Source organism: Bosea sp. AS-1 (genome assembly GCF_002220095.1).
GTDB lineage: Bacteria > Pseudomonadota > Alphaproteobacteria > Rhizobiales > Beijerinckiaceae > Allobosea.
Window position 1 is genome coordinate 2,677,955 of record NZ_CP022372.1, and the last position, 25,443, is coordinate 2,703,397.

Here is a 25,443-nt window from a genome sequence, read left to right on the forward strand (position 1 = left end):
ATGCCGCCGGTTCAGCCGGCTTCGGCCAGCAGGGAGATCTGCTGCTTGGCGCTCTCGCCGATCACGTCGGTCAGCGAGGTCGGATAATCGCCCGTGAAGCAGTGGTCGGTGAATTGCGGCCGCACCGGATCGCGCCGCTCATGGCCCATCGCGCGGTAGAGACCGTCGACCGAGATGAAGGCGAGCGAATCGGCGCCGACGAACTGGCGCATCTCCTCGAGCGAATGCGTCGCGGCGAGCAGCTTCTCGCGGTCGGGCGTGTCGATGCCGTAATAGTCGGGATGGGTGATCGGCGGCGAGGAGATGCGGAAATGCACCTCGCGGGCGCCGGCCTCGCGCATCATCTTGACGATCTTGAAGGAGGTCGTGCCGCGCACGATCGAATCGTCGACCAGAACGATGCGCTTGCCCTCGACCACCGACCGGTTGGCCGAGTGCTTCAGCTTGACGCCGAGCTCGCGGACCTTCTGCGTCGGCTCGATGAAGGTGCGCCCGACATAGTGATTGCGGATGATGCCGAGCTCGTAGGGGATGCCGCTCGCCTGCGCATAGCCGAGCGCGGCCGGCACGCCGGAATCCGGCACGGGCACGACGACATCCGCGTCGGTCGGCGATTCCTGCGCCAGTACTGCGCCCATCGCCTTGCGGCGCTCATAGATGCTGCGGCCCTTCACGATGGAATCCGGCCGGGCGAAATAGATGTACTCGAAGATGCAGGGCCGTTCCGCCGCCGGTGGGAAGGGCTTGTGGCTCTCGATGCCGCTGTCGGAGATGATCACGACCTCGCCGTTCTCGATCTCGCGGACGAACTTGGCGCCGATGATGTCGAGCGCGCAGGTTTCCGAGGCCAGGATGGGCGCGCCGTCGAGTTCGCCCAGCACGAGCGGGCGGATGCCGAGCGGGTCGCGCGCGCCGATCAGCTTCTTGTTGGTCATGCCGACGAAGGCATAGGCGCCTTCGATCTGGCGGATCGCCTCGATGAAGCGCTCGACGAACTGCTGCTTGCGGCTGCGCGCCACGAGATGCAGCAGGACTTCGGTGTCGGAGGTCGACTGGTAGATCGCGCCGTCGCGGACGAGGTTGCGGCGCAGCGTCAGCCCGTTGGTCAGGTTGCCGTTATGAGCCACCGCGAAGCCGCCGCCATGCAATTCGGCGAAGAGTGGCTGGACGTTGCGTAGAATCGTCTCGCCGGTGGTCGAGTAGCGGACATGGCCGATCGCCTGCCGGCCCTTGAGCTTGTCGATGACGCTCGCTTCCGAGAAGGCGTCGCCGACGAGGCCCAGCCGGCGCTCCGAATGGAAGCGCTTGCCGTCGAAGGAGACGATACCGGTCGCCTCCTGGCCGCGATGCTGGAGCGCATGCAGGCCGAGAGCGGTCAGCGCCGCGGCATCGGCATGGCCATAGATGCCGAAGACGCCGCATTCCTCCCGCAGCCGGTCGGCGTTGGGATCGAAGGCGGTCTCCGTCTCGGTCTGCGAGATCATGGCGAGCTCCACACGGCGGGCTTGAGCGAACTTTCTACGCGCTAATTAGGGACGGGCTGGGGCAGGCGCAACGGGTGCCGGCGTCGCGGGGGTGCGCGGCTCCTCCGCCGGGGCTTCCGGCGCAGTCTCGGTGACCGGCTTCTTCAGCAGGTTCTTGATGAAGTCGGCATTCACATCCTGCGGCAGCATCGCGATCAGCGAGCGCCCTGTTTCCTCGAGCATCGGCTTGGCCTTGGCCTCCTTGGCCCAGACCGGCATCTTCTCATTGCCGACCAGCGCGGCGAAGAAGAGATAGCCGATCACCGCGAGCAGAAGCCCGCGCGCCGCGCCGAAGACGAAGCCGAGCGTGCGGTCGAGCGCGCCGATACGCGAGTCGAGCACGAAGTCGGAGATGCGCGCCGTCACGATCGAGACGATGATCAGCGTGCCGAGGAAGAGCGCTGCGATCGAAGCCACGAGCGCGATCGTGTCCTGCGCCGAACTGGCCGGGATGTACTGCTTGATGAAAGGCACGAGCTGCGGGTGGAACACCCAGGCAACGGCCGCCGCAGCAATCCAGGAGACGATGGCGAGCACTTCCCGGGTGAAGCCGCGGACCGCCGCCAGCAAAGCCGAGATCAGAACCACGCCGATGACGACGAGATCGAGAATGGTGACAGGCATGGAAGGGCCGCTTTGCTGATGACTCAAGGCGCGGCGGCCCGCAGGCGGACCACCGTTTCGGCTTTGCTATACGCGTTCCGCGCTTCTGCGTCACCCGTCCGCAGACGTCATTTCACATCTCTGCGCGGCGCGCGTGCGGCAATATCGGCAACGAGTTCCGTGACATGGCCGAAACGGCGCAAGCTGAGGCCGTTGCCGTCGCCATGGTCGGCACCGCCGGCCGGCATCAGCGCCGACTCGAAACCGAGCTTCGCCGCCTCCCTGAGACGCGCGGCCGCGACTGAGACCGGCCTGATCGAGCCGGACAGCGCGATCTCGCCGAAATACACCGCCTCCTGCGGCAGGATCGCCCCCGTTAGCGACGAGACGAGCGCCGCCGCGACCGCGATATCGGCAGCCGGCTCGTTGACGCGCAGGCCGCCGGCGACGTTGAGGTAGACGTCGTGCTGGCCGAGCCGCAGACCGCCATGGGTTTCGAGCACGGCGAGCACCATGGCGAGCCGGCTGTTCTCCCAGCCGACGACGGCGCGCCGCGGTGTGCCCAGCGCGGTCGGCGCGACGAGCGCCTGAATCTCGACCAACACCGGACGCGTGCCCTCGACGCCGGCGAAGACGGCAGCGCCCGGCGCGGGCTGGTCGCGACCGGCGAGAAAGAGCGCCGAGGGGTTCGTCACCTCCGACAGGCCCTTGCCGGTCATCTCGAAGACGCCGATCTCGTCGGTGGCGCCGAAGCGGTTCTTCTGGCCGCGGAGGATGCGGAACGAGTGCGCGCCTTCGCCTTCGAACGACAGCACGGCATCGACCATATGCTCGACCACGCGCGGGCCGGCGATTTGCCCGTCCTTGGTGACGTGGCCGACCAGGATCAGGCAGACGCCACTGGTCTTCGCGTAGCGGATCAGCGCCTGTGCCGAGCCGCGCACCTGCGTCACCGTGCCCGGAGCGCTCTCGACTTCGCCTGACCACATGGTCTGGATCGAATCGATCACGACGAGGGCAGGGCGCTGGCCCTGGCCCAGCGTCGCGACGATATCCTCGACATTGGTCTCTGCAGCGAGTTCGACCGGCGCTTCAGCCAGCCCCATGCGCTCGGCACGCAGCCGGACCTGCCCTGTCGATTCCTCGCCCGAGACATAGACCACCCTGCGACCGCCCATCGCCAGCGCGGCGCAGGCCTGCATCAGCAGCGTCGACTTGCCGATACCGGGATCGCCGCCGATCAGCAGCACCGAGCCCGGCACGAAGCCGCCGCCGGTGACGCGGTCGAGCTCGCCGATGCCGGAGACGATACGCGGCGCGTCCTGCGTCTCGCCCTTCAGCGACTCAAGCGCGAAGACGCGGCCGCGTGCCCGACTGCTGGAGGAGGGGCGCCCGCCGCCGGGGACGGGCGCTGCCTGCGCATCCTCGACCAGCGAAGACCATGTCCCGCAGGCGTCGCATTTGCCCTGCCAGCGGTGATAGACCGCACCGCAGGCCTGGCAATGATAGGTCGGACCGCGCTTGGCCATCAGCCGCCGATATAACGCCGTGCGTAGCGACGGCCGAGGCTGGTCAGGATCTCGTAGCCGATCGTCTTGGCGCCGGCGCCGACCGCTTCCAGGTCCAGTGCGCCGCCGATCAGCGTGACGGGCGCGCCGCGCTGGGCGCTGCCTGCAGGCGCGTCGGTGACGTCGATGATGATCAGGTCCATCGAGACCGAGCCGACGAAGGGGCAGCGCACACCGTCGACGAGCGCCGAGCCGCCGGTGATCGTATCGGTCCAGCTGCCGTTGCGCGGATAGCCGTCGGCATAGCCGAGGCAGATGGTGGCGAGCTTGCGCCTGCCTTTGGCGGTCCAACGGCCATTATAGCCGACCTGCGTCCCGGCCTCGACCTCGCGGGTCTGGATGATCGTGGCCTCGAGGCCGACGACCGGCTGCATCGGGTTCGGCTTGCCTGGCGTCGGATTGCCGCCATAGAGCGCATAGCCCGGTCGGGTGAGCTGGTAGGAAGGGCAGTCCTTGAGGAAATGGCCCGAGGAGTTCTTGAGCGAGGCCGGCAGATCCGGGAAGGCGGCAGCGATCTCGGCGAAGGCGGCGATCTGGCGGGCATTGGCGGGATCGGCCTCGTCTTCGGACGAGGCGAAATGGCTCATGACCAGACCGATATCGGCGGCTGCGATCGCGCCCGACTTCTCGCGGGCAAGGTTCAGCCCCTCGCCAGGCCAGAGGCCAAGCCGGTTCATCGCCGTGTCGACATGCAGCGCCGCCGAACGCACCTTCGCGCCGGTCTGGCGGAACGAGGCCCATTCCAGCAGCTCCTCATGCGAGCCGAGCACCGGCGAGAGGCCATGCTCGGCGTAGAGCCCGGCGCTGCCCGGCAGGAGGCCGTTCAGGATGTAGACCGTTGCCTTCGGCGCGGACTTGCGGGCCCGGATGCCTTCGGAGAGATGCGCAACGAAAAAGTTCCGGCAGCCAGCCTTGGAGAGCGCCGTGACGGCCGGTTCGATGCCGATGCCGTAGGCGTCCGCCTTCACCACCGCCCCGGCTTCCGTTTCGGCGCGCTTGCCGAGGAGCCGCCAGTTCGAGACCAGCGCGTCGAGGTCGATGGTCAGGGTCGCGCCATAGGCGCCGGTTTCAGGCGAATCGACAGGCATCATTCACGGTCCGGGAGGCGCAGGTCGTCGGCGCGGTCGGAGAAGCGTGTCACATCCGCATCGAACTGCAAGGCCACCGTGCCGGTCGGGCCGTGGCGCTGCTTGCCGATGATCAGCTCGGCGAGGCCGTGGGCTGCTTCCATCTCGATCTGCCACTTGTTGTGCTCTTCGGTACCGGGGCGCGGCTCCTTGCCCTTGAGGTAATATTCCTCGCGGTAGACGAACATCACCACGTCGGCGTCCTGCTCGATCGAGCCGGATTCGCGCAGGTCGGCGAGCTGGGGGCGCTTGTCGTCGCGGTTTTCGACCTGACGTGAGAGCTGGGAGAGCGCGACGATCGGAACGTTGAGCTCCTTCGCCAGCGCCTTCAGGCTGGTCGTGATCTCGGTCAGCTCCTGCACGCGGTTCTGGCTGTTCTTGGACGAGCCGGAGAGCAGCTGCAGGTAGTCGATGAACAGGACGTCGAGCCCCTTCTGGCGCTTCAGCCGCCGGGCGCGCGCCATCAGCTGCGCGATCGAGATGCCGCCGGTCTGGTCGATATAGAGCGGCAGTTTCTCGATCTGCGCCGCGACGTCCGTCAGCCGGGCGAAGTCGCCCTCGGTGATGCGGCCCTGCCTGATCTTGTAGGAGGAAATGCCCGATTGTTCGGCGACGACGCGGGTCGCAAGCTGGTCGGCCGACATTTCGAGCGAGAAGAAGCCGACGACGCCGCCATCCACCGTCTTGATCGAGCCGTCTTCCTGCCGCTCGCCGCGCCAGGCCTTGGCGATGTTGAAGGCGATGTTGGTGGCGAGCGAGGTCTTGCCCATGGCGGGACGGCCGGCGAGCACGAGCAGGTCCGAGCGCTGCAGGCCGCCCATGCGTTGATCGACGTCGCGCAGGCCCGTCGAGATGCCGGAGAGGCCGCCGGCGCGTTGATAGGCGCTTGCCGCCATGTCGATGGCCAGCCGCAGCGCGCCGTCGAATTTCTGGAAGCCGCCCTCGTAGCGGCCCTTTTCCGCGAGCTCGTAAAGCTTGCGCTCGGCATCCTCGATCTGTTCGCGCGGCGCCATCTCGACGGGGGCGTCGTAGGCGACGTTCACCAGATCCTCGCCGACGCCGATGAGCTGCCGGCGCACGGCGAGGTCGTAGATCGTGCGGCCATAGTCGCCGGCGTTGATGACGGTCGTCGCCTCGGCGGCGAGACGAGCGAGGTACTGGCTCGGCGTGATCTCGCCGAGATCGAGGTCGTTGACGAAGGTCTTGAGCGTGATCGGCGTCGCGATCTTGCCGGCCCGGATCAGGCTCGCCGTCAGTTCGAAGACGCGCTGGTGGATCGGCTCGAAGAAATGGTCCGGCAGCAGGAAGTCCGAGACGCGGTAGAAGGCGTCATTATTGACCAGGATCGCGCCCAGCAGTGCCTGCTCGGCCTCGATGTTGTGAGGCTGGACACGGTATTCGGCCTCGCGGTTGTCGAGGCGGGTGACGAGGGCTGTAGCGGTGGCCATGGCCATCCCGATAAATCAAGGCTGATCGGTACTTCAAGCCGACATTTGGCCGCTTACGCGCATGGTGTCACAGCGACTCTGTCGGGAATGGCTTAGCTTAGCACTTTGTCAGTCGGTGCCAGCAGCGGAATGCGGTTACCCCCGCTCTCCAGAGGCCGGAGACGAAAAAGGCGCCGTGTTGCCACGGCGCCCTTGACTCGTTGGCCGAGCGGTCAGGCTCAGCGCTCGTCGTCGCCGGCCTCGGCCAGCGCCGCGCCAACCTCGAGGCCGAGATCGTCGAGGTCGAACTCCTCGCGGGCCGTGACGTTCTCGCCGGCGGCCTGGCGGTCGGCCTCTTCGGCCGAGCGGGCGACGTTGACGGTGACCGTGACGGCGACTTCCGGGTGCAGCACGACCGGGACGGTGTGCAGGCCGAGCGTCTTGATCGGGGTGTTCAGCGTCACCTGGTTGCGGGCGACCTTGAAGCCTTCGGCCGAAAGCGCCTCGGCGATATCGCGGGTCGAGACCGAGCCGTAGAGCACGCCGGATTCGCCCGACTGGCGCAGGATGACGACGCTCTGGCCGTTGAGGCGCTCAGCGATCGCATCGGCTTCCGACTTCAGCTCGAGGTTGCGGGTCTCGAGCTCGAGCTTCTGGCTCTCGAAGCGCTTCTTGTTCTCCTCGGTGGCGCGCAGCGCCTTGCCGCGGGCGAGCAGGAAATTGCGGCCGAAGCCGTCGCGGACGCGGACGATGTCGCCCATCTGGCCGAGCTTGGCGACGCGTTCGAGCAGGATCACTTCCATTTGTCTTCTCCTTGAGTTTGGTATTCGGAATTCAGGTTTGGGCAGGCGGAGGAGGCAACGCCGCGCGCCTGCGCAGGCCGAACAGCGAGTCGGCGAGCCCGATGAGCGCGAGCAGCGGTGTCAGCACGGCCTGCATCACGATGAGTGCGACGTAGACCGAGATCAGCATCGGCGCCCGCCAGGGGCGGCCGCGCGAGATGTCGTGCAGCAGGGCGAGCCCGCTGAACATGAAGGCGGCGAGCAGGGCGCCGGTGAAGGCGGTCGCCGCAAGGCCGATGAAGCCGCCAAGCGAGGTCAGGAAGGCGGCCAGCAGGAACAGCAGCAGCGCCTTGCGGGGCAGGGCGGTCGCCGGAATGAAGGGCCAGGGGCGTGGCAGCCGGCCGGAGACCTTCACGGCACGGGCGGCCAGCCAGAGATTGGCGGCAATGGTGGTGACGAAGGAAGCACCGATTCCGAGCGGAACGGCAGGGGCCAGGCTGTGCGCCAGTTCGCCGACTTCGATCCCTGCTGGCAGCGAGATCAGGCGGCCGCGCACCATCTCGTTCAGCAGGCTCTCGATCATCCGTGCGATCACCGAGCGATAGGTCTCGTAATCGGTCGTCATCACCAGCGCGCTGCCGACGGTGGCGAGCGCTGCGGTGGCTGCGATCCAGACCATGAGGTTGCCGAGCGGATACCACTCGACGGCGCCCTGGGCGTCGGTGCGGGCCAGCAGGGCAAGATAGGCGATCCACCAGGCCGGCAGGCCGATGATGAGCGCAAAGGCGATGCCGCCGGTCGGGGCAAGCGCTACGGCGACGGCGAGCGCGCCCGCAGCCGTGGCGAAAAGCCCGGAGCGGTGGTTCCAGCCGAGGGAGGCGATGAAGATCGGGAGCGGGGCGGCGGAATACAGCAGCGCCGACAGCGGCGATCCGGTGATCACCACTGAGAAGAGCAGGGCCGCAACGAGGCCCGCGCCGATGCCGACAATCGGAATCATGGTCCGTCCTGCTGTCCCGCTGCTCGCAAGCCTTTCGGCTCGGCAGGGTGAGAGGCTTCTGGCCTCAACGAACCCGATGGAGTTTCACCGCCGGGCGACTGGTTGATCTTGAAAGTGAGAACCGGAGGCGCAGGGTACGCCTCCGGGAATTAGCGGTATCCAGATCCGTCTAACGGATCAGCGGATGACGTAAGGCAGCAGGCCGAGGAAGCGGGCGCGCTTGATCGCCTGGGCGAGCTCACGCTGCTTCTTGGCGGAAACCGCCGTGATGCGGGACGGCACGATCTTGCCGCGCTCGGAGATGTAGCGCGAGAGGAGACGGACGTCCTTGTAGTCGATCTTCGGAGCGCCCTCGCCCGAGAACGGGCAGGACTTGCGACGGCGGAAGAAGGGGCGACGGGCGCCAGCGGATGCAGTCGACATTCTCAGGCCTCCGCTTCGGCGGTTTCGGTCGCTTCGTCTTCACGACGCGGACGGTCACGGCGCGGGCCGCGCTCGAAACGGTCGCCGCCACGCTCCGGACGGTCGTCGCGGTCACGCTTCTGCAGCATGGCCGAGGGACCTTCCTCCAGCTCGTCGACCTTGATGGTCATGAAGCGCAGGATGTCCTCGTTGATGCGCATCTGGCGCTCCATCTCCAGCACGGCGGCGGAGGGGCCCTCGATGTTCAGCAGCGTGTAGTGCGCCTTGCGGTTCTTCTTGATGCGGTAGCCGAGGGACTTGACGCCCCAATACTCGACCTTGCGGATGGCGCCGCCATTCGCTTCGATCACGCCCTTGAACTGCTCGACAAGAGCTTCGACCTGCTGCGCGCTGACATCCTGCCGCGCGAGCAGCACATGCTCGTACAATGCCATATGTGGCCTTCCTTGTTTCACCCTGCTTCGCCCGGCGCGGAGCCCTTCGAGCCCTGGATAAGGCCCGACAGGATTTCATTCGAAGGCGGAGACACGGGATGCCGGTTCCGGGGAACCTGCGCTCTTCCTCGCGGGCAAGCGCCATCCGTTCAGCCTCCGGCCGAACAAGCAGGAGGCGGTCGTTACAGTGTCCGCGCCGCAATGGCAACCGGAATCTGACGGTAAAACCCGCGTGAGCAGCGGAAAATCGGGGCTCCGTGCTTGACTTGGCAGCGAAACCGTTGTGACAGCCGCGTCATAATACGAAATTATTAAGCACGAGGCGTTCCGGACATGACGACAGCGTTCATCTTCCCCGGCCAGGGCTCGCAGGTCGTCGGCATGGGCAAGAGCCTGGCCGAAACCTTCCCGGCGGCGAAGGCGGTGTTCGACGAGGTCGACGCGGCCCTGTCGCAGAAACTCTCCGCCGTGATGTGGGAAGGCCCGTCCGAGGAACTGACGCTGACCGCCAATGCCCAGCCGGCACTGATGGCGGTGAGCCTGGCGGTGGTTCGCGTCCTCGAATCGGAGGCGGGGCTCGACCTTAAGCGCGACGCCGCTTTCGTCGCCGGCCATTCGCTCGGCGAGTATTCGGCGCTGGCTGCTGCCGGCACCTTCTCGATCGGCGATGCCGCCCGCCTGCTGCGGGTCCGCGGCGATGCCATGCAGAAGGCCGTGCCGGCCGGGCAGGGCGCCATGGCGGCGCTGCTCGGTGCCGAGCTTGACCTTGCCCGCGAGATCGCGACGGCTGCGGCCCAGGGCGAGGTTTGCGAGGCGGCCAACGACAATGGCGGCGGTCAGGTCGTTCTGTCCGGCGCGAAGGCTGCGATCGACCGCGCCATCGCGCTGGCGACCGAGCGCGGTGTCAAGCGCGCCATGCTGCTGCCGGTTTCCGCGCCCTTCCATTGCGCGCTGATGCAACCGGCGGCGGACGCGATGCGGAAGGCGCTGGCGAAGGTTACAATGCAGGCGCCGGTCGTCCCGGTCATGGCCAATGTCGGCGCTGCCCCGCTGAGCGATCCGGACGCGATCCGCGCTTCGCTGGTGGCGCAGGTCACCGGCACCGTGCGTTGGCGCGAGTGCGTGCAGGCGATGGCGGCGGCCGGCGTGACCGATTTCGTCGAGCTCGGCAGTGGCAAGGTTCTCGCCGGGCTGGTGAAGCGTATCGCGGCGGGCGCCACGACCGCCTCGGTCGGAACCGCCGACGACATCGCGGCCTACAAGGCCCGCAAGGGCTGACGATATCGCTCCGGCACGGAAGGCGGATGCGTGAATACGGCAGAAGGCCGCAGAAGGGGAAACGACATGTTTGATCTGACCGGCCGCAAGGCCCTGGTCACCGGCGCGACCGGCGGCCTCGGCGGAGCCATCGCGCGGACCCTCCATGCCCAGGGTGCGAGCGTCGCGATCTCCGGCACCCGCGCCGAGGCGCTGGAGGCTCTTGCCGCCGAGCTCGGCGAGCGGGTCGTGGTTGCGCCCTGCAATCTCGCCGACAAGGATTCGGTCGAGGCGCTGGTACCGGCGGCCGAGGAGAAGCTCGGCGGGCTCGACATCCTCGTCAACAATGCCGGCATCACCCGCGACAACCTGTTCCTGCGCCTCAAGGATGAGGATTGGGACAGCGTGCTGGCCGTCAATCTCACCGCCGCCTTCCGCCTCTCGCGCGCAGCCGTGAAGTCGATGATGCGCCGGCGCTACGGCCGAATCGTCGCGATCGGCTCCGTCGTCGGCACGACCGGCAATCCCGGGCAGGGCAACTACGCCGCCGCCAAGGCTGGCCTGATCGGCATGTCGAAGGCGCTGGCCGCCGAGGTCGCGAGCCGCAATATCACGGTTAACGTGGTCTCTCCGGGCTTCATCGAGTCACCGATGACCCAGGCTTTGAACGAGAAACAGCGCGAAAGCATCCTCGCCGACGTGCCGATGGGTCGGCTGGGCGCCGGTGCCGATATCGCAGCGGCGGTCGCCTATCTTGCCAGCGAGGAAGCCGGCTACGTCACCGGCCAGACGCTTCATGTCAACGGCGGAATGGCCATGATCTGAATGGGTTGACGCCGGCTCCTGAAGCGATTCGGAAGCTGTTCGCCGCTCTCGCCTCTGTGGACAGGGTATGTTAACTAGCGCCGTCGCGCTGCCTTTCGAACGCTCGGGACTTGACGAAAACCCGGTTGTTGCGTTTGTGCAGGCTTCTAGCTTTCCGGATCGCGTGCATCATTCCGATGGCGCGGCGGGTCGGAATAAAGTCCATATGCGTGTCGCGGGTCCGCGGTGCGTTTCCAGTTTCTAAGGAAGAGACTCATGAGCGATGTCGCCGAGCGCGTGAAGAAGATCGTGGTCGAGCACCTCGGCGTCGAGCCCGAGAAGGTCATCGATAGCGCCAACTTCATCGAAGATCTGGGTGCGGACAGCCTCGACACCGTCGAGCTCGTCATGGCCTTCGAGGAAGAGTTCGGCGTCGAGATCCCGGACGATGCGGCCGAGACGATCGTGACGGTCGGCGACGCGGTCAAGTTCCTGTCGGCCAAGAGCGCCTGATCAGGCGCCTGATCGGCCTCCCCAGGTCGTTTCGTACAGAAGGTATCATGGCTCCTCGTAGTGTTTCGATGCGGCGTGTCGTCGTGACCGGGCTCGGCATGGTGACGCCGCTCGGTTGCGGCGTCGAGCCGACCTGGACGCGTCTTCTTGCCGGCGCCAGCGGCGCCGGCCCCATCACCAGCTTCGACGCCAGCGACCTGCCGGCGCAGATCGCCTGCAACATCCCACGGGGTGACGGCAGCGACGGGACCTTCAATCCCGATGACTGGATGGAGCCGAAGGAACAGCGCAAGGTCGACGATTTCATCGTCTTCGCCATGGCGGCCGCCAAACAGGCCCTGGCGGATGCCGGCTGGAAGCCGGAAAGCTACGAGGACCAGACCCGCACCGGCGTTGCCATCGGCTCCGGTATCGGCGGACTCGGCGGCATCTACGATGCCTCGCTTCTGCTCAAGGAGCGCGGCCCGCGCCGCCTTTCGCCCTTCTTCATCCCGGGCCGCCTCATCAATCTCGCTGCCGGCTATGTCTCGATCGAGCACGGGCTGAAGGGACCGAACCATTCGGCCGTCACCGCCTGCTCGACCGGCGCGCATGCCATTGGCGACGCAGCGCGCATGATCGCGCTCGGCGATGCCGAGGTCATGGTCGCGGGTGGTGCCGAATCGGCGATCAACCGCATCGGCATTGCCGGATTCTGTGCTTGCCGCGCGCTCTCGACCGGCTTCAACGACACGCCCGAGAAGGCCTCGCGCCCCTACGACAAGGACCGTGACGGGTTCGTCATGGGCGAGGGCGCGGGCGTCGTCGTGCTCGAGGAGTTGGAGCATGCTCTCGCCCGCGGCGCGCGCATCTATGCCGAAGTCATCGGCTACGGCCTGTCGGGCGACGCCTACCACATCACCTCGCCGGCCGAGGATGGCGACGGCGCTTATCGCTGCATGCAGATGGCGCTCGACCGCGCCGGCATCACGGCTTCGGATCTCGATTACGTCAATGCCCACGGCACCTCGACGCCGCTCGGCGACGAGATCGAATTGCGCGCCGTGGAGCGGCTGCTCGCAAACGCGTCGAAGCGCCCGTCGATGTCCTCGACGAAGTCGGCAACCGGCCATCTGCTCGGCGCTGCCGGCGCCATAGAGGCGATCTTCACCGTGCTCGCGATCCGCGATCAGATCGCGCCGCCGACGATCAATCTCGACAATCCTTCCGTCGAGACCGAGATCGACCTCGTGCCGCATGTCGCGCGCAAGCGCGAGATCGACTACGCGCTGTCGAACTCCTTCGGCTTCGGCGGCACCAACGCCTCGCTGGTACTGCGTCGCTATAGGGCCGACGTCTGACGGCACGGCCCTAACTCGAATCGAGCATCTTCGCGTTTCAGAGAAGCGCGAAGATCGCCGGATCCGGCCAGCGCGGTTTCGCCATAATGTTGGGTAGAGTTCGCGGCGAGTGCTGATGAACGCGTGATTCCGCGTTCACAGCCGCGACGAAACCGGCTCTAATGCAACGGCCCCAGGGCCCGGTATGCCCGGTTCTCCATCCGGTCGGTGTGCTTGATCGCACCGCGCCGAGGTCGTCTACCCTGTGCAGCGAGCGCTGAAACTGTGAACGATACGCCCCGCGTCGCCCCGAAAAGCCCGAGCGAGGCCCTCAAGCCGGTCGCACCGCCAGCGCCGCCCCCCAAGGTTCGCCGTCGCCGGCGCAGCCCTTTCCTGGCGATGCTGAGCGGTCTGTTCACGCTGCTCTTGGTTGCCGCGGGCATCGTCGGGGCCGGCATTGCCGTCGTCTCCAACCAGAGCAAGGCGCCGGGCCCGCTGACCAGCGACCGCGCCGTGATCATCCCGAAGGAAAGCGGACTCACCGAGATCGCCGAGCTGCTGCAGCGCGAGGGGCTGATCGAGCATCCGCTTTCGTTCCGTATCGCCGCGGTTGTCGGCGGTGACTGGCACAAGCTCAAGGCCGGCGAGTACCTGTTCAAGGCGCGTGTCAGCCCGCAGGAGATCCTCGACATCATCTCGAGCGGCAAGGTGGTCGAGCATTCGATCACCATTCCCGAGGGGCTGACCAGCGAGCAGATCGTCGAGCGGCTGCGCGAGAACGACCTGCTGACCGGCGAGATCACTCAGGTTCCGAAGGAAGGCTCGATCCTTCCCGATACCTATCGCTTCCCGCGCGGTTTTTCGCGGCAGGCCATCATCGACCGCATGGCGCGGGATCAGCGCGTCGTGCTCGCCCGGATCTGGGAGCGCCGCCCGGCCGACCTGCCGATCAAGTCGCCGGACCAATTGGTGGTGCTGGCTTCGATCGTCGAGAAGGAGACCGGTCGCGCCGATGAGCGCCCGCGCGTTGCCGGCGTCTTCATCAACCGCCTGAACCAGAAGATGAAGCTGCAGTCCGATCCGACGATCGTCTACGGCCTCGTCGGCGGCAAGGGGACGCTCGGCCGCCCGATCCAGCGCAGCGAGATCACCCAGGCGACGCCCTACAACACCTATGTCATCCCCGGGCTGCCGCCGGGACCGATCGCCAATCCCGGCCGTGCGGCGATGGAAGCCGTGGTCAACCACTCGCGCACGAAGGACCTCTACTTCGTTGCCGATGGCACGGGCGGCCATGTCTTCGCCGAGACGCTTGACCAGCATAATCGCAATGTCGGGCGCTGGCGCCAGATCGAGACGACCCGCACCCAGCAAGGTGGCAAGCCGCCTGCCGACTCCATCGACAAGGTCGAGCCACCGGCTGGCCCCGACAATCGCACCGAGGCGCCGGCGACAACCCAGCCTGCGTCGGATACGGGTGTGCCCAACGGTGCCGGTCCGGCGCCGATCGCCCAGCCTGCGGGTGTGGCCGGGACCCGTGCCCGCGCCTTCGACGCTTCGGAAGGCACGCCGCGCGATCCGCTGCTGAACAAGACCTACGATCTCAATTCTCCCAAGCAGGTGCCGCAGCTCAAGGGACCCTGAGAGCTCTGGCGGCGCGTCGTCCCCATCTTCCGCGTCGCTCCGCTTGCGATGGATGCGGCGCGACACTACGGTCCCGCCGCATCACGCCCGGCCGGGTAGCGTAGCCGTCGAGTACAGAGCGGGGGACGAATGGCGATCGAGAGCATGACGGGCTTTGCCCGTGCGTCCGGGACAGCCGGCGTCCATGGCTGGGCCTGGGAGATCCGTAGCGTCAATGGCCGCGGCCTGGATTTGCGCGTCCGCGTTCCACCCGGTTTCGAGGTGCTGGCAGAGGCCGCACGCAAGCGCCTGACGGGGGCCTTCACGCGCGGTACGCTTCACGTCAATCTCAGCGTCACCAGCGATGCCGGCCCGCCGCGGCCCCGCGTGAACGAAACTGTGCTGGCGGCCCTGCTGGAGGCTATCGAGAAACTGCCGCCGGCCGCTGGCATCAATCCGCCGACCTTCGACGGGCTGCTCGGCATCCGCGGCGTGGTCGAATATGCCGATGAGGCGCAGGACGCGCTGGGCGCCATCGAGAAGCCGGCGCTTGCCGGGCTCGAAGCGGCGACCGAGGCGCTGAAGGATGCGCGTGCCGGCGAGGGGCGCGCGCTTGAGGCCATCGTGCTCGGTCATGTCGAGACGATCTCGCGCCTGGCGAGCGAGGCCGAGAGCCACCCGGCCCGCAGCACCGAAGCGATCCGCGCCCGTATCGCGGCTCAGGTCGAAGCGCTGCTTGGTGCCGCCAACGGGCTCGATCCGCAGCGCCTGCATCAGGAGGCAGCGCTGATCGCCGTTCGCGCCGATATCCGCGAAGAGATCGACCGGCTGCATGCCCATGTCGCCGCCTTGCGCGAATTGCTGGCGAATGGCGGCCCCATCGGTCGCAAGCTCGACTTCCTGGCGCAGGAATTCGGCCGCGAGGCTTCGACGCTTTGCGCCAAGGCCAACGACCCCGGCCTCTCGCGCATCGGCCTCGACCTGCGCACGGTGGTCGACCAGATGCGCGAGCAGGTCCAGAACGTGGAGTGAGTCCGATGGCCGAGACATCCCGCCCGGCCCGCCGCGGCCTCATGCTGATCCTGTCCTCGCCCTCCGGCGCGGGCAAGTCGACGCTCACGCGCAATCTCTCGCAGAACGAGAACAACCTCGATCTCTCGATCTCGGTGACGACGCGCCCACGCCGTCCGTCCGAGATCGACGGCGTGCATTATCGCTTCATCGACCGCAGCGCCTTCGATGCGATGCGTCAGCACAGCGATCTGCTGGAATGGGCCGAGGTCCATGGCAATGGCTACGGCACGCCGCGCAAGGAGGTCGAAGCTTCGCTGGCGGCCGGGCGTGACGTGCTCTTCGATATCGACTGGCAGGGCACGCAGCAGATCGTCAAGAAGGCGCGCGCCGATGTGGTGACGATCTTCATCTTGCCGCCGTCGATGGCGGAGCTGCGCTCGCGTCTCGTCCGCCGGGCGGAAGACGCACCGGAGGTTATCGCCAAGCGTTTGGCGAATGCCCGCGACGAGATCGCTCGCTGGAGCCAATACGACTACGTCATCGTCAATGACGATCTCACCGCGGCTTACGATGCGATCAAGGCGATCCTCACCGCCGAACGCCTGAAGCGCAGCCGTGCGATAGGCCTCGGCGATTTTGTCGATCAGCTCTTGGCCGAAGAACTGGCCTGAAGCTCCGCTGCAAGCGCATTGGCGAGTCTGACGAAGCCGGAAACGGGGACTTCCTCGGCTCGCGCTGTCTCCGCAAGGCCGGCTGCGGCGATGATGGGCGCCGGATCGGGTAGGACCGCCTTCAGGCTCTGCCGCAGCATCTTGCGACGCTGGCCGAAGGCGGCGAGCGTCACCCGTTCCAGCAGGCGCCGGTCGCAAGGCTCCGGCTCCTCGCGCGGCAGAAGCTGGACGACCGAGGACGTGATCTTCGGCGGCGGCACGAAGGCGCCGCGCGGCACGTCGAACAGGATCTTCGTTCGGCAGCGCCAGTTGGCCAGCACGGCGAGCCGGCCATAATCGGCCCGCTCCTCTGGCGAAGCGACGATGCGCTCCGCGACTTCGCGTTGGAACATCAACGTCAGCGACGTCCACCAGGAGGGCCAGGGGTCGAGGCTCAGCCAGCCGACCAGCAGGGGCGTCCCGATATTATAGGGCAGGTTGGCGACGATTCGCGCGGGTTTGCCCTGCAGATAGGGAGTCAGGTCGGTCGCGAGCGCATCGCCGTCGACGACCTCCAGCCGCCCCGGGTAGTGCGCCGCGATCTCCGCCAGTGCCGGCAAGCAGCGCCGGTCGCGCTCGATCGCGATGACGCGGCCGGCGCCGTTGGCGAGGAGTGCGCGTGTCAGGCCGCCGGGGCCGGGGCCGATCTCAACCACCGTCTCGCCGTCGAGCGGGCCGGCCGCGCGGGCAATACGACTCGTCAGGTTGAGGTCGAAGAGGAAGTTTTGGCCGAGCGCCTTCTGGGCCATCAGGCCATGGCGCTCGACAACCTCGCGCAGCGGCGGCAGATCGTCGATCTGGCTCATCGCGCGGCGTCCTGACGTGCGGCCATGCGAGCTGCGAGCTTCAGGGCGGCACAGAGACTGTCAGGGCGCGCGATACCCTTGCCGGCAATGTCGAAGGCCGTGCCGTGATCAGGCGAGGTTCGGATGAAGGGCAGCCCCAGCGTAACGTTGACGCCTTCGTCAAAGGCGATGGTCTTGATCGGGATCAGCGCCTGGTCGTGATACATCGCCAAGGCGGCGTCGTATCCGGCCCTGGCACGAGCATGGAACATGGTATCGGCCGGATAGGGGCCGCGCGCATCGATGCCTTCGGCCTGAAGTAGCGCGATGGCCGGTTTCACGATCTCCTCATCCTCGCGACCCATGGTGCCGTTCTCCCCGGCATGCGGATTGAGCCCGGCGATGGCGAGGCGAGGGCTTGCGATGCCGAACTGCCGTCGCAAGCCGGTCGCTACGATCCGGGCGGTGTCGACGATGAGCTGCGTCGTCAGCAAGCTCGGCACACGTTGCAGCGGGACATGGATCGTGACCGGCACGACCGCGAGCTCTTCGCACCACAGCATCATCACCGGCAGAGGCTCGATACCAGCTTTCCCAGCGAGATGAGCGAGGTATTCCGTGTGCCCGGGATGCTTGAAGCCGGCCGCATAAAGCACCGATTTTGCGATCGGATTGGTGACGACGGCGCCGGCCTGTCGGTCTTGCACCGCGGCAACCGCAAGATCGATCGAGGCGATCGTGGCGGCGGCCGAGGCCGGGTCCGGCTTGCCGGGCGCGACATCGACAGCCTGCGCCAGCGGGATGACCGGCAGCGCCTCGGAGAACACGGAAGCGGCTTCCTCCCAGCCGCATTCCCGAATCGGGATCGGCCACCCTAGGCGGTCGGCCGTCCGTGCGAGTTGGTCCGGGTTGGCGAGGCAGGCGAAGACAGGCAGCGCGCGTTCCTGGCGCTCATGCCAGGCGCGCAAACTCAGCTCCAGGCCGATGCCGGCCGGGTCGCCCTGTGTCAGCGCAAGCGGCAGGCTCGGCAAGGGATGCTCCGATATCGTGGTTGCGCGGGCCAACGGGTGGCCTGCACCGCCTCAATTGCTGCTGCTTATGCCGTCATTGGTCGAGGTGGTGTTGCCAAGGTTCTGAGAATAGTTGATCTCGCCGAGCGTCCGCAGTTCGAGTCGGAACATGATGGTGCGCGTGTCCTTCGTCGCGCCGGCCTGCCGGTCGGCATAGCTCTGGGTATAGCTGACGTCGAAGACGGTGCACTCGTCGGTGTAATTGATGCCAAACGAGGTCGAGGCGGTCTGGAATGGCCCGGTGTTGGGGTAGGCCGGCAAGGCCGCCGAGGCGGCCTGGGCGGCGGCATAAGCGTTCCGCCAGACCTCGCGGTCATATTTGTACTTGTCGAGATCGAACAGAACGCCAGCCCTGACCCGCCAGTTCTGGGCGACGAGCAGCGAGCCGTTGAGAGAGAGGCCCTCGCGGCGGCGGAAGATACCGAGGTTGGGTTGCGGCTCGTAGCGGCCGTACCCGACCGAGGTCGAGAAGACGCTGTTCGAATAGGTCGCCGCGGCGTCGATCCGCTGCGCCTCGAAGGTCGTGGAGTTGAGGCGGGTGGCGCCGGTCAGGAAGAAACCCTTCGCCGGCGAGATCTGCGCCCGGGCGACGTAATCTGAGCTGTCCGTGTTGAGGCCGGAGTCGAGGCCGGTGTTGATCATGTCGCCGGTGGCGTAGGAATTGCGCCCGCCGAGCTGGAAGGACTGGCCGATCAGGAGGTTGGCATAAGCTTCCTTGCCGAAGCGGCCGGTGTAGAGCGCGCCGACATTGGCACGCGTGCCGCCCTCGAGCCTGTCGTAGCCGGAGAACTTGCCGTTCCATTCGAACAGGTTGTTGGCGTCGAAGACCAGACTCTGCGAATCCTCATTGGCGACCCGCAGGCTGTTGGTTTCGTTCGGCCGTGCCACGATCTGCGCGACCGGCTCGATGATATGGGTGCCCCAATCCGTCTTCGCGACGAAGGGATAGCGGTACATCACGCCGACTGCCGGCATCACCCGGCCGAAGACCTCATCCGAGGTATCGGCGATCGTCGACACGCGCGAGTTGATGATGCCGGTCGTGTCGGGGGCAATTGCAAAGATATCGGCCCGCAGCGAGGCGTAGGGCGTCCAGATCTGCCCGAGGGGGTCGATGATGTTACGCCGCCAAGAGACCTGCGCCGTCGCTCGCGAGACATTGCCCGCCAGGCCACGCACGAGGCAGTGATTCTTGTCGTAGATGGCGCAGCCGTCATAGAGCGAGTAGGTCGGCGTCGTGACCAGATAGGTCTTCTGCTGTGGCAGCTCGGCGAAGGCCGCGGTATCGCGGGTCAGGCTGGTGACGTTGACGTTGAATTCCAGCTCGCCGCCGAGGAAGGACGGCTTGTGGACGCGCTTGTCATAGTCCAGCACCGGCAGCACCACAGGCTGCTGTTTCTGCCAGTCCTGGTAGTTGAGCGGCTGGAAATAGTAGCCGCGCAGGTCGAACCAGGCGGTCGGGCTCTGGCCGTTCAAATAGGCCGTCGAGATCGATTCCTGCAGGTAGGTCGTGTTGCTCAGGCTCGAATTCAGGATGCGGTAGTTCTTGTAGAACCAGCGATCGGTGGACATCGAGGCGTTCCAGCCGATCGTCCAGCGCGGGTTGATGAAGAACTTGCCGGTGCTTTCAAGCGCTCCGCGGAATTCCTTGTCGCGCGGCCCCAGCGGCGCGGCCAAGAAGGCGTCCTTGTCCTGCTGGAAAATGCCCGAGGCGCGGATTGAATAGGAACCGTTGAGCAGGCGATGGCGCCACTCGGCCTGGCCGAGCAGGCCCTGGCGCGTCAGATAGGTCGGCGTCAGCGTCAGATCGTAATTCGGCGCGAGATTGATGAAGTAAGGCAACCCGACGCCGAATCCGAGCGCCGAGGTGTTGATGAATTTCGGCGACAGGAAGCCTGTCTTGCGCTTCACCGTCGAATCCGGGCCCGACATATACGGGATGTAGGCCATCGGAATGCCGGCAAATTCGAGCCTGGCATCCTCGTAATAGATCGTCTGCTCGGACTTCTTGTGGATGATGCGGGCCGAGCGGACCTGCCAGAGCGGCGGCCGCTCGGGATTGTCCTTGCAGGGCTCGCAGGCCGTGTAGATGCCCTTGTCGAAGACGAAGGTCTCGCCATCGGTCCGCTCGGCGCGCGGGGCCGAAAAACGGGTCTTGTCGGGATTCACCACCCGCAGCGAGTCGATGAAGCCGTCGCGGAAATCGTCGGTCAGGTTGAAGCGGTCGCCGGTGATGACGGAGCCGTTGGATTCGGTGATGCGCGCATTGCCGACTGCGATGACGCGCTTGTTGGCCTGGTCGTAGACGACCCGGTCGGCCTCGATCGTGCGGCCCTGGTAGAGAATCTGCACGTCGCCGACGGCGGCGACCGTCTTCTTGTCGTTGTCGTAGACGAGTTCGCGTGCATCGACGACCATGCGGTCCTGCGGCTTTGCCGCAGCCGCAGCCGGCTTGCTGCCAGGCGCAGGCTTGCCCTGGGCAAAAGCCGGGCCTGCCAGCAGAAAGGCAAGGCTGGAGGCGAGGGCCGTCGCCGCAGCGAATCGCGCTACGTTCGTCACGCCTTGACCTGTCCGTTAAACACAAAATTAACCATAGGCACAGTACGTTTTACCCGTCTTCCTGATGGAGGAGGGCGAGAGCGCCCAGCATCGTCCCCAATGCTGCGGGCAACCACGCCGCGACGACCGGATTGACGATTCCCGACGATCCGAGTTCCTCCGACAGCTGTGTCGCCACATAGAGCACGAACCCCGCCGTGACGCCAGCCACCACCAGTTTGGTGACGCCACCAAACCGGAAAAATCTTAAGGAAACGGATGCGGCCACCAGGATCATGGCGATCAGCAGCAGTGGGCGCGCCATAAGGGACTGATATCGCAGCTCATATGGCGTCGTATCGAGACCCGCGCGCTTCGTCCGCTCGATGACCGCCGGCATGGACCAGAAGCCGACCGCCTCGGGCGGTGTGAAACTTTGGCGCATCTGATCCGGCTCCAGCGACGTCGCGAGATCGTACTTCTTGTAGCTCTGTGGCTCTTCCGTGGCGGAGGTCACGCGCGCGTCGCTGAGCTCCCAATGCCCCGGGCGCAGGATGGCCTGACGTGCGTCGATTCGATCCCGGAACGAGCCGTTCGGGTTGAAGTTGAAGATTGTCACGCCCGAGAGCCCGTCTTCATCGGGAAGCGCGCCGGCGGCGCGGACGATGGCTTGTCCGTCGACGCTGGTCTGGCGCAGCCAGATCTCCGGCAGCGCTGCCGCCGATTGGCCGCCCGCCCGCACGAAGAGCCGCGTCTCCAGTGCGGTGGCCCGCCGTTTCATCTCGGCAGCGAGCGGATTGTAGGCCGTGATCGAGATCAGTCCGATCGCGGCCGCCACGACCACGGCCGGCTGCAGGAACTGCCAGGCCGAGACGCCGGCGGAGCGTGCGACGACGAGCTCGAGCTTCCGGCTCAGCGTCAGCAGCGCGAACATGCCGCCGAACAGAGCCGCGAATGGGAAGATCTGCTCGGCAACGCTGGGCACGCGATAGAGCGCCAGCATGATGATCTTGGGCGTGGTGGCGATCGGCGAGTCACCGGCCCGTCGCATCAGCTCGACGAAGTCGAGCGTGCCGATGAGGAAGAAGAAGGTGCTGAACACGCTGAGGATGGCACGCGTGAAGCGCAGCGTGAGATAGCGGCCAAGGGTGGTGAAGAGCAGCATCAGGCGCGCCGGAATCGAGCCGCGAGGTGGGTGAGGGGCACCGTCAGCGGGGCAGCGAGCCGTGACAGGACCGGCCGCAGCCGCTCGCCGTAGAAGATGAAGGCGATCGCGAGGACGATCGCAGCGATCGGCAGGATATAGAGCAGCGCGGCCGCGAAAGGCGAGCGCACGCTGGCCGTCCAGGCCGCATAGGCGGCGAGCCGCGTCGCGCCGACGATCATGATGGCCGCCTGAATCGCCAGGGCTCGGCCTTGGCGCGTCGTGCGGGCTTCGCCGATGGCGGCGAAGGCGATCAGCATGAAGGCGAAGGGATAGAGCGGCGCCGAGAGGCGGTTATGCAGCTCGGCCCGGAAGCGGCCCTCCTGGATCTTGTAGTAGGGCTCGTTCGGATTCTGGTTGATCAGCTCCCAGGTCGAGCGCTCGCGCGGCTTGTAGATCACCTTGTCGCCGTCGCCTTCGCCCGGACCGCCCGAACTGTCGCCGGTGAGGGCGGACAGGTTAAGGGCGTAGCGCTCGAAGGAGATGATCGAGGTCGTGTTGGTGTTCTTGGTCTCGCGCTGGATCGTCCCCTTTTCCAGCATCAGGAAGCTCTGCCCCTCGGCCTCGACGGTGCGGCCGCGTTCGGCGAGATAGATCGACGGCTGTGTCGGGTCGCGGCGGTCCTGCATGAAGATGCCGACCAGGGCGTCGCCGACCTTTTCGCGGTAGTGGAAGGTCACGCCGGAATCGAGCGAGACGAACTGGCCTTCCTTGACGACATTGGCGACGAAATCGGCGCGGATCAGGGTGATCAGGTCGCGCAGCATCCGAAAACTCGCCGGCATGACCGAGATCGTCATCCAGGCGACGATGACCGCGGTCGCCATCGTCAGGACCAGGAAGGGGCGGGTGACCCGGTGCGGCGCGACGCCGGCCGCATTCATCACGATCAGCTCGGAATCGCCGTTGAGCTTGTTCAGCGTGTAGAGCGTCGACATGAACAGCGCGACCGGTGCGATGCCCGCGATCAGCGCAGGCAGCGATAGCAGCGTCACGGTCAGGAAGATCAGGACGGTCTGGCCCTTGCCGGTGATCAGGTCGACCTCGCGCAGCGCCTGCGTCACCCAGATCACGCCGGTGAGTCCGAGCAGCAGCACGATCGCCGCGACCGCCGCGATCTTGAGGATGTATCGGTCGAGGCGGTTCAGAAGCACGCGTCGCTTTCCGGCAGATGAGGAACCGAAGCTCCCCCAAGGTGGTTCGTGGAACACACCCTATGGTATAGGCGGATTTGCGGCGCAAACGGGAATCGCCTGCGCCGTGCCCTCCAACTGTCTCTTCCCGGCGATTTTCGCAAGATTGTGAGCGGACTATGTCGCAGCGCCTGAAGCTCGAGATCAAAGCCCTGGATGCCATCGAGGGGCGCGATCTCGTTGTCCTCGTCTCCGACGGCCTGACTCTGCCCGGGCCGGCAGAGGCGCTGGCCGGTGCCGAGGCACAGGCGCTCCTGACCCGCGCGGCGGCGGCCGAGCGCTTCAAGGGCAAGGCATTGTCCGGCCTGACGCTGCCCGCGCCGGAGGGAGCCCCCTATGAGCGGCTGATCGCGGTGGGGGTCGGAGCTGCGACCGATCGCGCCGACCTCGACTTCGTGAAGCTCGGCGGCGCGATTGCGGGCCGGCTTGCCGCGGGCCGCAGTGCCGAGGTGATCCTCGCCCTGCCAGATGGTGGGATCGATGCGAAACACGCGGCTGAGATCGCGCTGGGCCTCAAGCTGCGCAGCTATGTCTTCGATCGCTACAAGACGAAGAGCAAGGACAAGGACGACACCGGATCGATCCCGGTCACGCTCCGGGCCGCCGACCCGGCGGCCGTGAAGAAGGCGCTCAAGGTTTCGGACGCGATCGCCGCCGGTGTGGTGCTGGCGCGCGATCTCGTCAACGAGCCGCCGAACGTCCTCTATCCCGAGGAGTTCGCCGACCGCGCGAAGAAGCTCGAGAAGCTCGGCGTCGAGGTCGAGGTGCTCGATGAGAAGGAGCTGAAGAAGATCGGCATGCGCGCGCTGCTCGGCGTCGGTCAGGGCTCTCGCCGGGAGAGCCGCGTCGTCGTGATGCGCTGGAATGGCGCCGGCAAAGGCGATGAGCCCGTCGCCTTCGTCGGCAAGGGCGTCACCTTTGACACCGGCGGCATCTCCTTGAAACCTGGCGCCGGCATGGAAGACATGAAGGGCGACATGGCGGGCGCTGCCTGCGTCGTCGGGCTGATGCATGCGCTCGCCGCCCGCAAGGCCAAGGTCAATGCCATCGGCGTCATCGGCCTCGTCGAGAACATGCCCGACGGCAACGCCCAGCGCCCTGGCGACATCGTCGCCTCGCTTTCCGGCCAGACCATCGAGATCATCAACACCGATGCCGAAGGCCGGCTCGTCCTGGCCGATGTGCTCTGGTACACGCAGGATCGCTTCAAGCCGCGCTTCATGATCAATCTGGCGACGCTGACCGGCGCGATCCTCGTGGCGCTGGCGCAGGAGAATGCGGGGCTCTTCAGCAACAATGACGAACTGGCCCAGCGCCTGACCGCTGCCGGGCTCGCCACCGGCGAGACGGTCTGGCGGATGCCCTTGGACAAGGCCTACGACAAGATGATCGATTCGAAGTTTGCCGACATGAAGAACTCGGCTGGACGCTACGCAGGCTCGATCACCGCGGCGCAGTTCCTCCAGCGCCACGTCAATGACACGGCCTGGGCGCATCTCGACATCGCCGGCACCGGCATGGCCGCCAAGGACAGCGAGATCAACCGCTCCTGGGGTCCGGGCTGGGGCGTGCGCCTGCTCGACCGGTTGGTGAAGGATCATTACGAGAGCTGATGTGACGTCTCCAAAGGTGCCGGTATCTTGCTAAGGTAAAAGGGTTTCGATGGCCGAGATCCTGTTCTTTCACCTGCAGTCACGCCCGCTCGAGCAGGTCCTGCCGACCATCCTCGACCGGGCGTTGGCGCGCGGTCAAAAGGTCGTGGTGGAGGTTTCCAGCCAGGAGCGCCTGAGCGCCGTCGACGATCATCTCTGGACCTATGCCGACGAGAGCTTCCTGCCGCATGTCACGGCGATGGAGGCGGATGCGGCCCGGAACCCGATCGTGCTGACGACGCAGGCGCATAACCCCAACGCCGCGCAGGTCCGCATCTGTGCCGACGGAGTTCGCATTCCGGACGCATTGCAGGACTACGAGCGCGTCGTCCTGATATTCGATGGTGATCATCCCGAGGCGCTCGATGCCGCCCGCGCGGATTGGAAGATGGTCAAGGCTTCCGGACATGCCGCCAGTTACTGGCAGCAGGACGAGGCCGGCCGCTGGGAGAAGAAAGCGTGAGACTGCCTATCCTGTTTCTCTGTGCTGCGGCGCTCGGCGGTTGCTCTATCGATATGGGCGGTTTCGCCTTCCAATCCGAGACGAAGGGCGGCGTCACCACGACGACGACGACATCGGGCAGCGCCGGCATCTCGACGCGGGAGCCGGTGTTGACCGCGGATGGCGAGTGCAGTGTCGGCGTCTCGCTCGATCCCTCGACCCGCCCACTGCCGAAGGAGATCGCGCCCGGCATCACCGAGTGCGAGCTCGTGAAGCTCAAGGCCAAGCCCCCGACCGACGTGCTGATCGGTGAAAGCGGCAAGGGCCAGCGCGAGGTGCAGGTGCTCTATGCCGAGCCGGGCGGGCGCGAGCTTTATCTCTTTACCGACAACCGTCTGGGGCGGATCGTGAAGCCGGGCGGGGAGGGCTGAC

General features: G+C 66.4%; 24 protein-coding genes. 10 read left to right on the forward strand and 14 right to left on the reverse strand.

Features of this window, described 5'->3' with window-relative positions; all coding sequences use genetic code 11:
* Window positions 1–11: 11 nt before the first annotated feature.
* From purF to rpsF, 9 genes are all read right to left on the reverse strand, one after another.
* Window positions 12–1,484, reverse strand: a complete 1,473-nt coding sequence (purF, locus tag CE453_RS14540; protein ID WP_089177903.1) for an amidophosphoribosyltransferase — start codon at window positions 1,482–1,484, stop codon at window positions 12–14.
* A gap of 45 nt (window positions 1,485–1,529) precedes the next feature.
* Window positions 1,530–2,147 (reverse strand): CvpA family protein, encoded by a 618-nt coding sequence (locus CE453_RS14545; RefSeq protein WP_089175240.1) that lies wholly within the window; start codon window positions 2,145–2,147, stop codon window positions 1,530–1,532.
* Window positions 2,148–2,254: 107 nt separating this feature from the next.
* Window positions 2,255–3,655, reverse strand: coding sequence for a DNA repair protein RadA (gene radA / locus CE453_RS14550; RefSeq protein WP_089175241.1), 1,401 nt, complete (start codon window positions 3,653–3,655; stop codon window positions 2,255–2,257).
* Window positions 3,655–4,782, reverse strand: a complete 1,128-nt coding sequence (gene alr, locus CE453_RS14555) for an alanine racemase (protein ID WP_089175242.1) — start codon at window positions 4,780–4,782, stop codon at window positions 3,655–3,657. The genes radA and alr overlap by 1 nt, the downstream gene beginning before the upstream one ends.
* Window positions 4,782–6,269, reverse strand: coding sequence for a replicative DNA helicase (locus CE453_RS14560; RefSeq protein ID WP_089177904.1), 1,488 nt, complete (start codon window positions 6,267–6,269; stop codon window positions 4,782–4,784). The genes alr and CE453_RS14560 overlap by 1 nt, the downstream gene beginning before the upstream one ends.
* A 218-nt stretch (window positions 6,270–6,487) precedes the next feature.
* On the reverse strand, window positions 6,488–7,051 hold the full coding sequence (gene rplI / locus CE453_RS14565; protein WP_089175243.1) for a 50S ribosomal protein L9: 564 nt from the start codon (window positions 7,049–7,051) through the stop codon (window positions 6,488–6,490).
* A gap of 31 nt (window positions 7,052–7,082) precedes the next feature.
* Window positions 7,083–8,030 carry a DUF2232 domain-containing protein gene (locus tag CE453_RS14570; protein WP_089175244.1) on the reverse strand — a complete coding sequence of 316 codons (948 nt, stop codon included), beginning with the start codon at window positions 8,028–8,030 and terminating at the stop codon, window positions 7,083–7,085.
* Window positions 8,031–8,207: 177 nt separating this feature from the next.
* A complete protein-coding gene (gene rpsR / locus CE453_RS14575) occupies window positions 8,208–8,453 on the reverse strand; it encodes a 30S ribosomal protein S18 (RefSeq protein ID WP_038367644.1) in 246 nt (81 codons plus the stop codon).
* A 2-nt stretch (window positions 8,454–8,455) separates the two neighbouring features.
* Window positions 8,456–8,887 (reverse strand): 30S ribosomal protein S6, encoded by a 432-nt coding sequence (gene rpsF, locus CE453_RS14580; protein ID WP_089175245.1) that lies wholly within the window; start codon window positions 8,885–8,887, stop codon window positions 8,456–8,458.
* Between the two features lie 333 nt (window positions 8,888–9,220).
* Here rpsF and fabD point away from each other — a divergent pair, with 333 nt between their 5' ends.
* The 7 genes from fabD (at window position 9,221) to gmk (ending at window position 16,088) form a co-directional block, all read left to right on the forward strand.
* A complete protein-coding gene (gene fabD, locus CE453_RS14585) occupies window positions 9,221–10,165 on the forward strand; it encodes an ACP S-malonyltransferase (protein ID WP_089175246.1) in 945 nt (314 codons plus the stop codon).
* 66 nt (window positions 10,166–10,231) lie between these two features.
* Window positions 10,232–10,969 (forward strand): 3-oxoacyl-[acyl-carrier-protein] reductase, encoded by a 738-nt coding sequence (gene fabG / locus CE453_RS14590; protein WP_089175247.1) that lies wholly within the window; start codon window positions 10,232–10,234, stop codon window positions 10,967–10,969.
* A 255-nt stretch (window positions 10,970–11,224) separates the two neighbouring features.
* Complete coding sequence (locus CE453_RS14595) at window positions 11,225–11,461, forward strand: acyl carrier protein (RefSeq protein WP_089175248.1); 237 nt, start codon at window positions 11,225–11,227, stop codon at window positions 11,459–11,461.
* A gap of 68 nt (window positions 11,462–11,529) precedes the next feature.
* Window positions 11,530–12,801 (forward strand): beta-ketoacyl-ACP synthase II, encoded by a 1,272-nt coding sequence (gene fabF / locus CE453_RS14600; RefSeq protein ID WP_089175249.1) that lies wholly within the window; start codon window positions 11,530–11,532, stop codon window positions 12,799–12,801.
* A 216-nt stretch (window positions 12,802–13,017) separates the two neighbouring features.
* Window positions 13,018–14,424, forward strand: coding sequence for an endolytic transglycosylase MltG (gene mltG / locus CE453_RS14605; protein ID WP_089177905.1), 1,407 nt, complete (start codon window positions 13,018–13,020; stop codon window positions 14,422–14,424).
* 129 nt (window positions 14,425–14,553) lie between these two features.
* Window positions 14,554–15,435 carry a YicC/YloC family endoribonuclease gene (locus tag CE453_RS14610; RefSeq protein ID WP_089175250.1) on the forward strand — a complete coding sequence of 294 codons (882 nt, stop codon included), beginning with the start codon at window positions 14,554–14,556 and terminating at the stop codon, window positions 15,433–15,435.
* A 5-nt stretch (window positions 15,436–15,440) separates the two neighbouring features.
* Window positions 15,441–16,088: a guanylate kinase gene (gmk, locus tag CE453_RS14615; RefSeq protein WP_089175251.1), complete on the forward strand. Its 648-nt coding sequence runs from the start codon at window positions 15,441–15,443 to the stop codon at window positions 16,086–16,088.
* Here the strand turns inward: gmk and rsmA are convergent.
* Genes rsmA through lptF form a run of 5 tightly spaced genes read right to left on the reverse strand, consistent with a single transcriptional unit; the run spans window position 16,061 to window position 22,872 of the window.
* Window positions 16,061–16,933 (reverse strand): 16S rRNA (adenine(1518)-N(6)/adenine(1519)-N(6))-dimethyltransferase RsmA, encoded by an 873-nt coding sequence (rsmA, locus tag CE453_RS14620; RefSeq protein ID WP_089175252.1) that lies wholly within the window; start codon window positions 16,931–16,933, stop codon window positions 16,061–16,063. The two genes, gmk and rsmA, sit on opposite strands and share 28 nt — an antisense overlap.
* Entirely contained in the window at window positions 16,930–17,943 is a 1,014-nt protein-coding gene (gene pdxA / locus CE453_RS14625) for a 4-hydroxythreonine-4-phosphate dehydrogenase PdxA (protein ID WP_089175253.1), read from the reverse strand. The genes rsmA and pdxA overlap by 4 nt, the downstream gene beginning before the upstream one ends.
* Before the next feature lie 51 nt (window positions 17,944–17,994).
* Window positions 17,995–20,541 (reverse strand): LPS-assembly protein LptD, encoded by a 2,547-nt coding sequence (locus tag CE453_RS14630; protein WP_089175254.1) that lies wholly within the window; start codon window positions 20,539–20,541, stop codon window positions 17,995–17,997.
* Between the two features lie 49 nt (window positions 20,542–20,590).
* Window positions 20,591–21,685, reverse strand: coding sequence for an LPS export ABC transporter permease LptG (gene lptG, locus CE453_RS14635; protein ID WP_089175255.1), 1,095 nt, complete (start codon window positions 21,683–21,685; stop codon window positions 20,591–20,593).
* Window positions 21,685–22,872, reverse strand: a complete 1,188-nt coding sequence (gene lptF / locus CE453_RS14640; protein WP_089177906.1) for an LPS export ABC transporter permease LptF — start codon at window positions 22,870–22,872, stop codon at window positions 21,685–21,687. The genes lptG and lptF overlap by 1 nt, the downstream gene beginning before the upstream one ends.
* Before the next feature lie 164 nt (window positions 22,873–23,036).
* On the opposite strand from lptF, the gene CE453_RS14645 reads away from it, so the two are divergent.
* Genes CE453_RS14645 through CE453_RS29290 form a run of 3 tightly spaced genes read left to right on the forward strand, consistent with a single transcriptional unit; the run spans window position 23,037 to window position 25,442 of the window.
* On the forward strand, window positions 23,037–24,530 hold the full coding sequence (locus CE453_RS14645) for a leucyl aminopeptidase (RefSeq protein WP_089175256.1): 1,494 nt from the start codon (window positions 23,037–23,039) through the stop codon (window positions 24,528–24,530).
* Window positions 24,531–24,579: 49 nt separating this feature from the next.
* Window positions 24,580–25,032 (forward strand): DNA polymerase III subunit chi, encoded by a 453-nt coding sequence (locus CE453_RS14650; RefSeq protein WP_089175257.1) that lies wholly within the window; start codon window positions 24,580–24,582, stop codon window positions 25,030–25,032.
* A complete protein-coding gene (locus tag CE453_RS29290) occupies window positions 25,029–25,442 on the forward strand; it encodes a hypothetical protein (protein WP_248308074.1) in 414 nt (137 codons plus the stop codon). Before CE453_RS14650 ends, CE453_RS29290 begins: the two co-directional genes overlap by 4 nt.
* Window position 25,443 lies beyond the last annotated feature (1 nt).

Excerpts from the sequence above, each read along its gene's own strand:
- alr (WP_089175242.1), bottom strand. The coding sequence starts at position 4,782 with ATGCCTGTCGATTCGCCTGAAACCGGCGCCTATGGCGCGACCCTGACC.
- CE453_RS14645 (WP_089175256.1), top strand. The coding sequence starts at position 23,037 with ATGTCGCAGCGCCTGAAGCTCGAGATCAAAGCCCTGGATGCCATCGAG.
- CE453_RS14560 (WP_089177904.1), bottom strand. The coding sequence starts at position 6,269 with ATGGCCACCGCTACAGCCCTCGTCACCCGCCTCGACAACCGCGAGGCC.
- CE453_RS14650 (WP_089175257.1), top strand. The coding sequence starts at position 24,580 with ATGGCCGAGATCCTGTTCTTTCACCTGCAGTCACGCCCGCTCGAGCAG.
- CE453_RS14595 (WP_089175248.1), top strand. The coding sequence starts at position 11,225 with ATGAGCGATGTCGCCGAGCGCGTGAAGAAGATCGTGGTCGAGCACCTC.
- rplI (WP_089175243.1), bottom strand. The coding sequence starts at position 7,051 with ATGGAAGTGATCCTGCTCGAACGCGTCGCCAAGCTCGGCCAGATGGGC.
- fabD (WP_089175246.1), top strand. The coding sequence starts at position 9,221 with ATGACGACAGCGTTCATCTTCCCCGGCCAGGGCTCGCAGGTCGTCGGC.
- fabG (WP_089175247.1), top strand. The coding sequence starts at position 10,232 with ATGTTTGATCTGACCGGCCGCAAGGCCCTGGTCACCGGCGCGACCGGC.
- rsmA (WP_089175252.1), bottom strand. The coding sequence starts at position 16,933 with ATGAGCCAGATCGACGATCTGCCGCCGCTGCGCGAGGTTGTCGAGCGC.
- lptG (WP_089175255.1), bottom strand. The coding sequence starts at position 21,685 with ATGCTGCTCTTCACCACCCTTGGCCGCTATCTCACGCTGCGCTTCACG.
- purF (WP_089177903.1), bottom strand. The coding sequence starts at position 1,484 with ATGATCTCGCAGACCGAGACGGAGACCGCCTTCGATCCCAACGCCGAC.
- fabF (WP_089175249.1), top strand. The coding sequence starts at position 11,530 with ATGCGGCGTGTCGTCGTGACCGGGCTCGGCATGGTGACGCCGCTCGGT.
- CE453_RS14545 (WP_089175240.1), bottom strand. The coding sequence starts at position 2,147 with ATGCCTGTCACCATTCTCGATCTCGTCGTCATCGGCGTGGTTCTGATC.
- CE453_RS14570 (WP_089175244.1), bottom strand. The coding sequence starts at position 8,030 with ATGATTCCGATTGTCGGCATCGGCGCGGGCCTCGTTGCGGCCCTGCTC.
- rpsF (WP_089175245.1), bottom strand. The coding sequence starts at position 8,887 with ATGGCATTGTACGAGCATGTGCTGCTCGCGCGGCAGGATGTCAGCGCG.
- CE453_RS14610 (WP_089175250.1), top strand. The coding sequence starts at position 14,554 with ATGGCGATCGAGAGCATGACGGGCTTTGCCCGTGCGTCCGGGACAGCC.
- radA (WP_089175241.1), bottom strand. The coding sequence starts at position 3,655 with ATGGCCAAGCGCGGTCCGACCTATCATTGCCAGGCCTGCGGTGCGGTC.
- rpsR (WP_038367644.1), bottom strand. The coding sequence starts at position 8,453 with ATGTCGACTGCATCCGCTGGCGCCCGTCGCCCCTTCTTCCGCCGTCGC.
- gmk (WP_089175251.1), top strand. The coding sequence starts at position 15,441 with ATGGCCGAGACATCCCGCCCGGCCCGCCGCGGCCTCATGCTGATCCTG.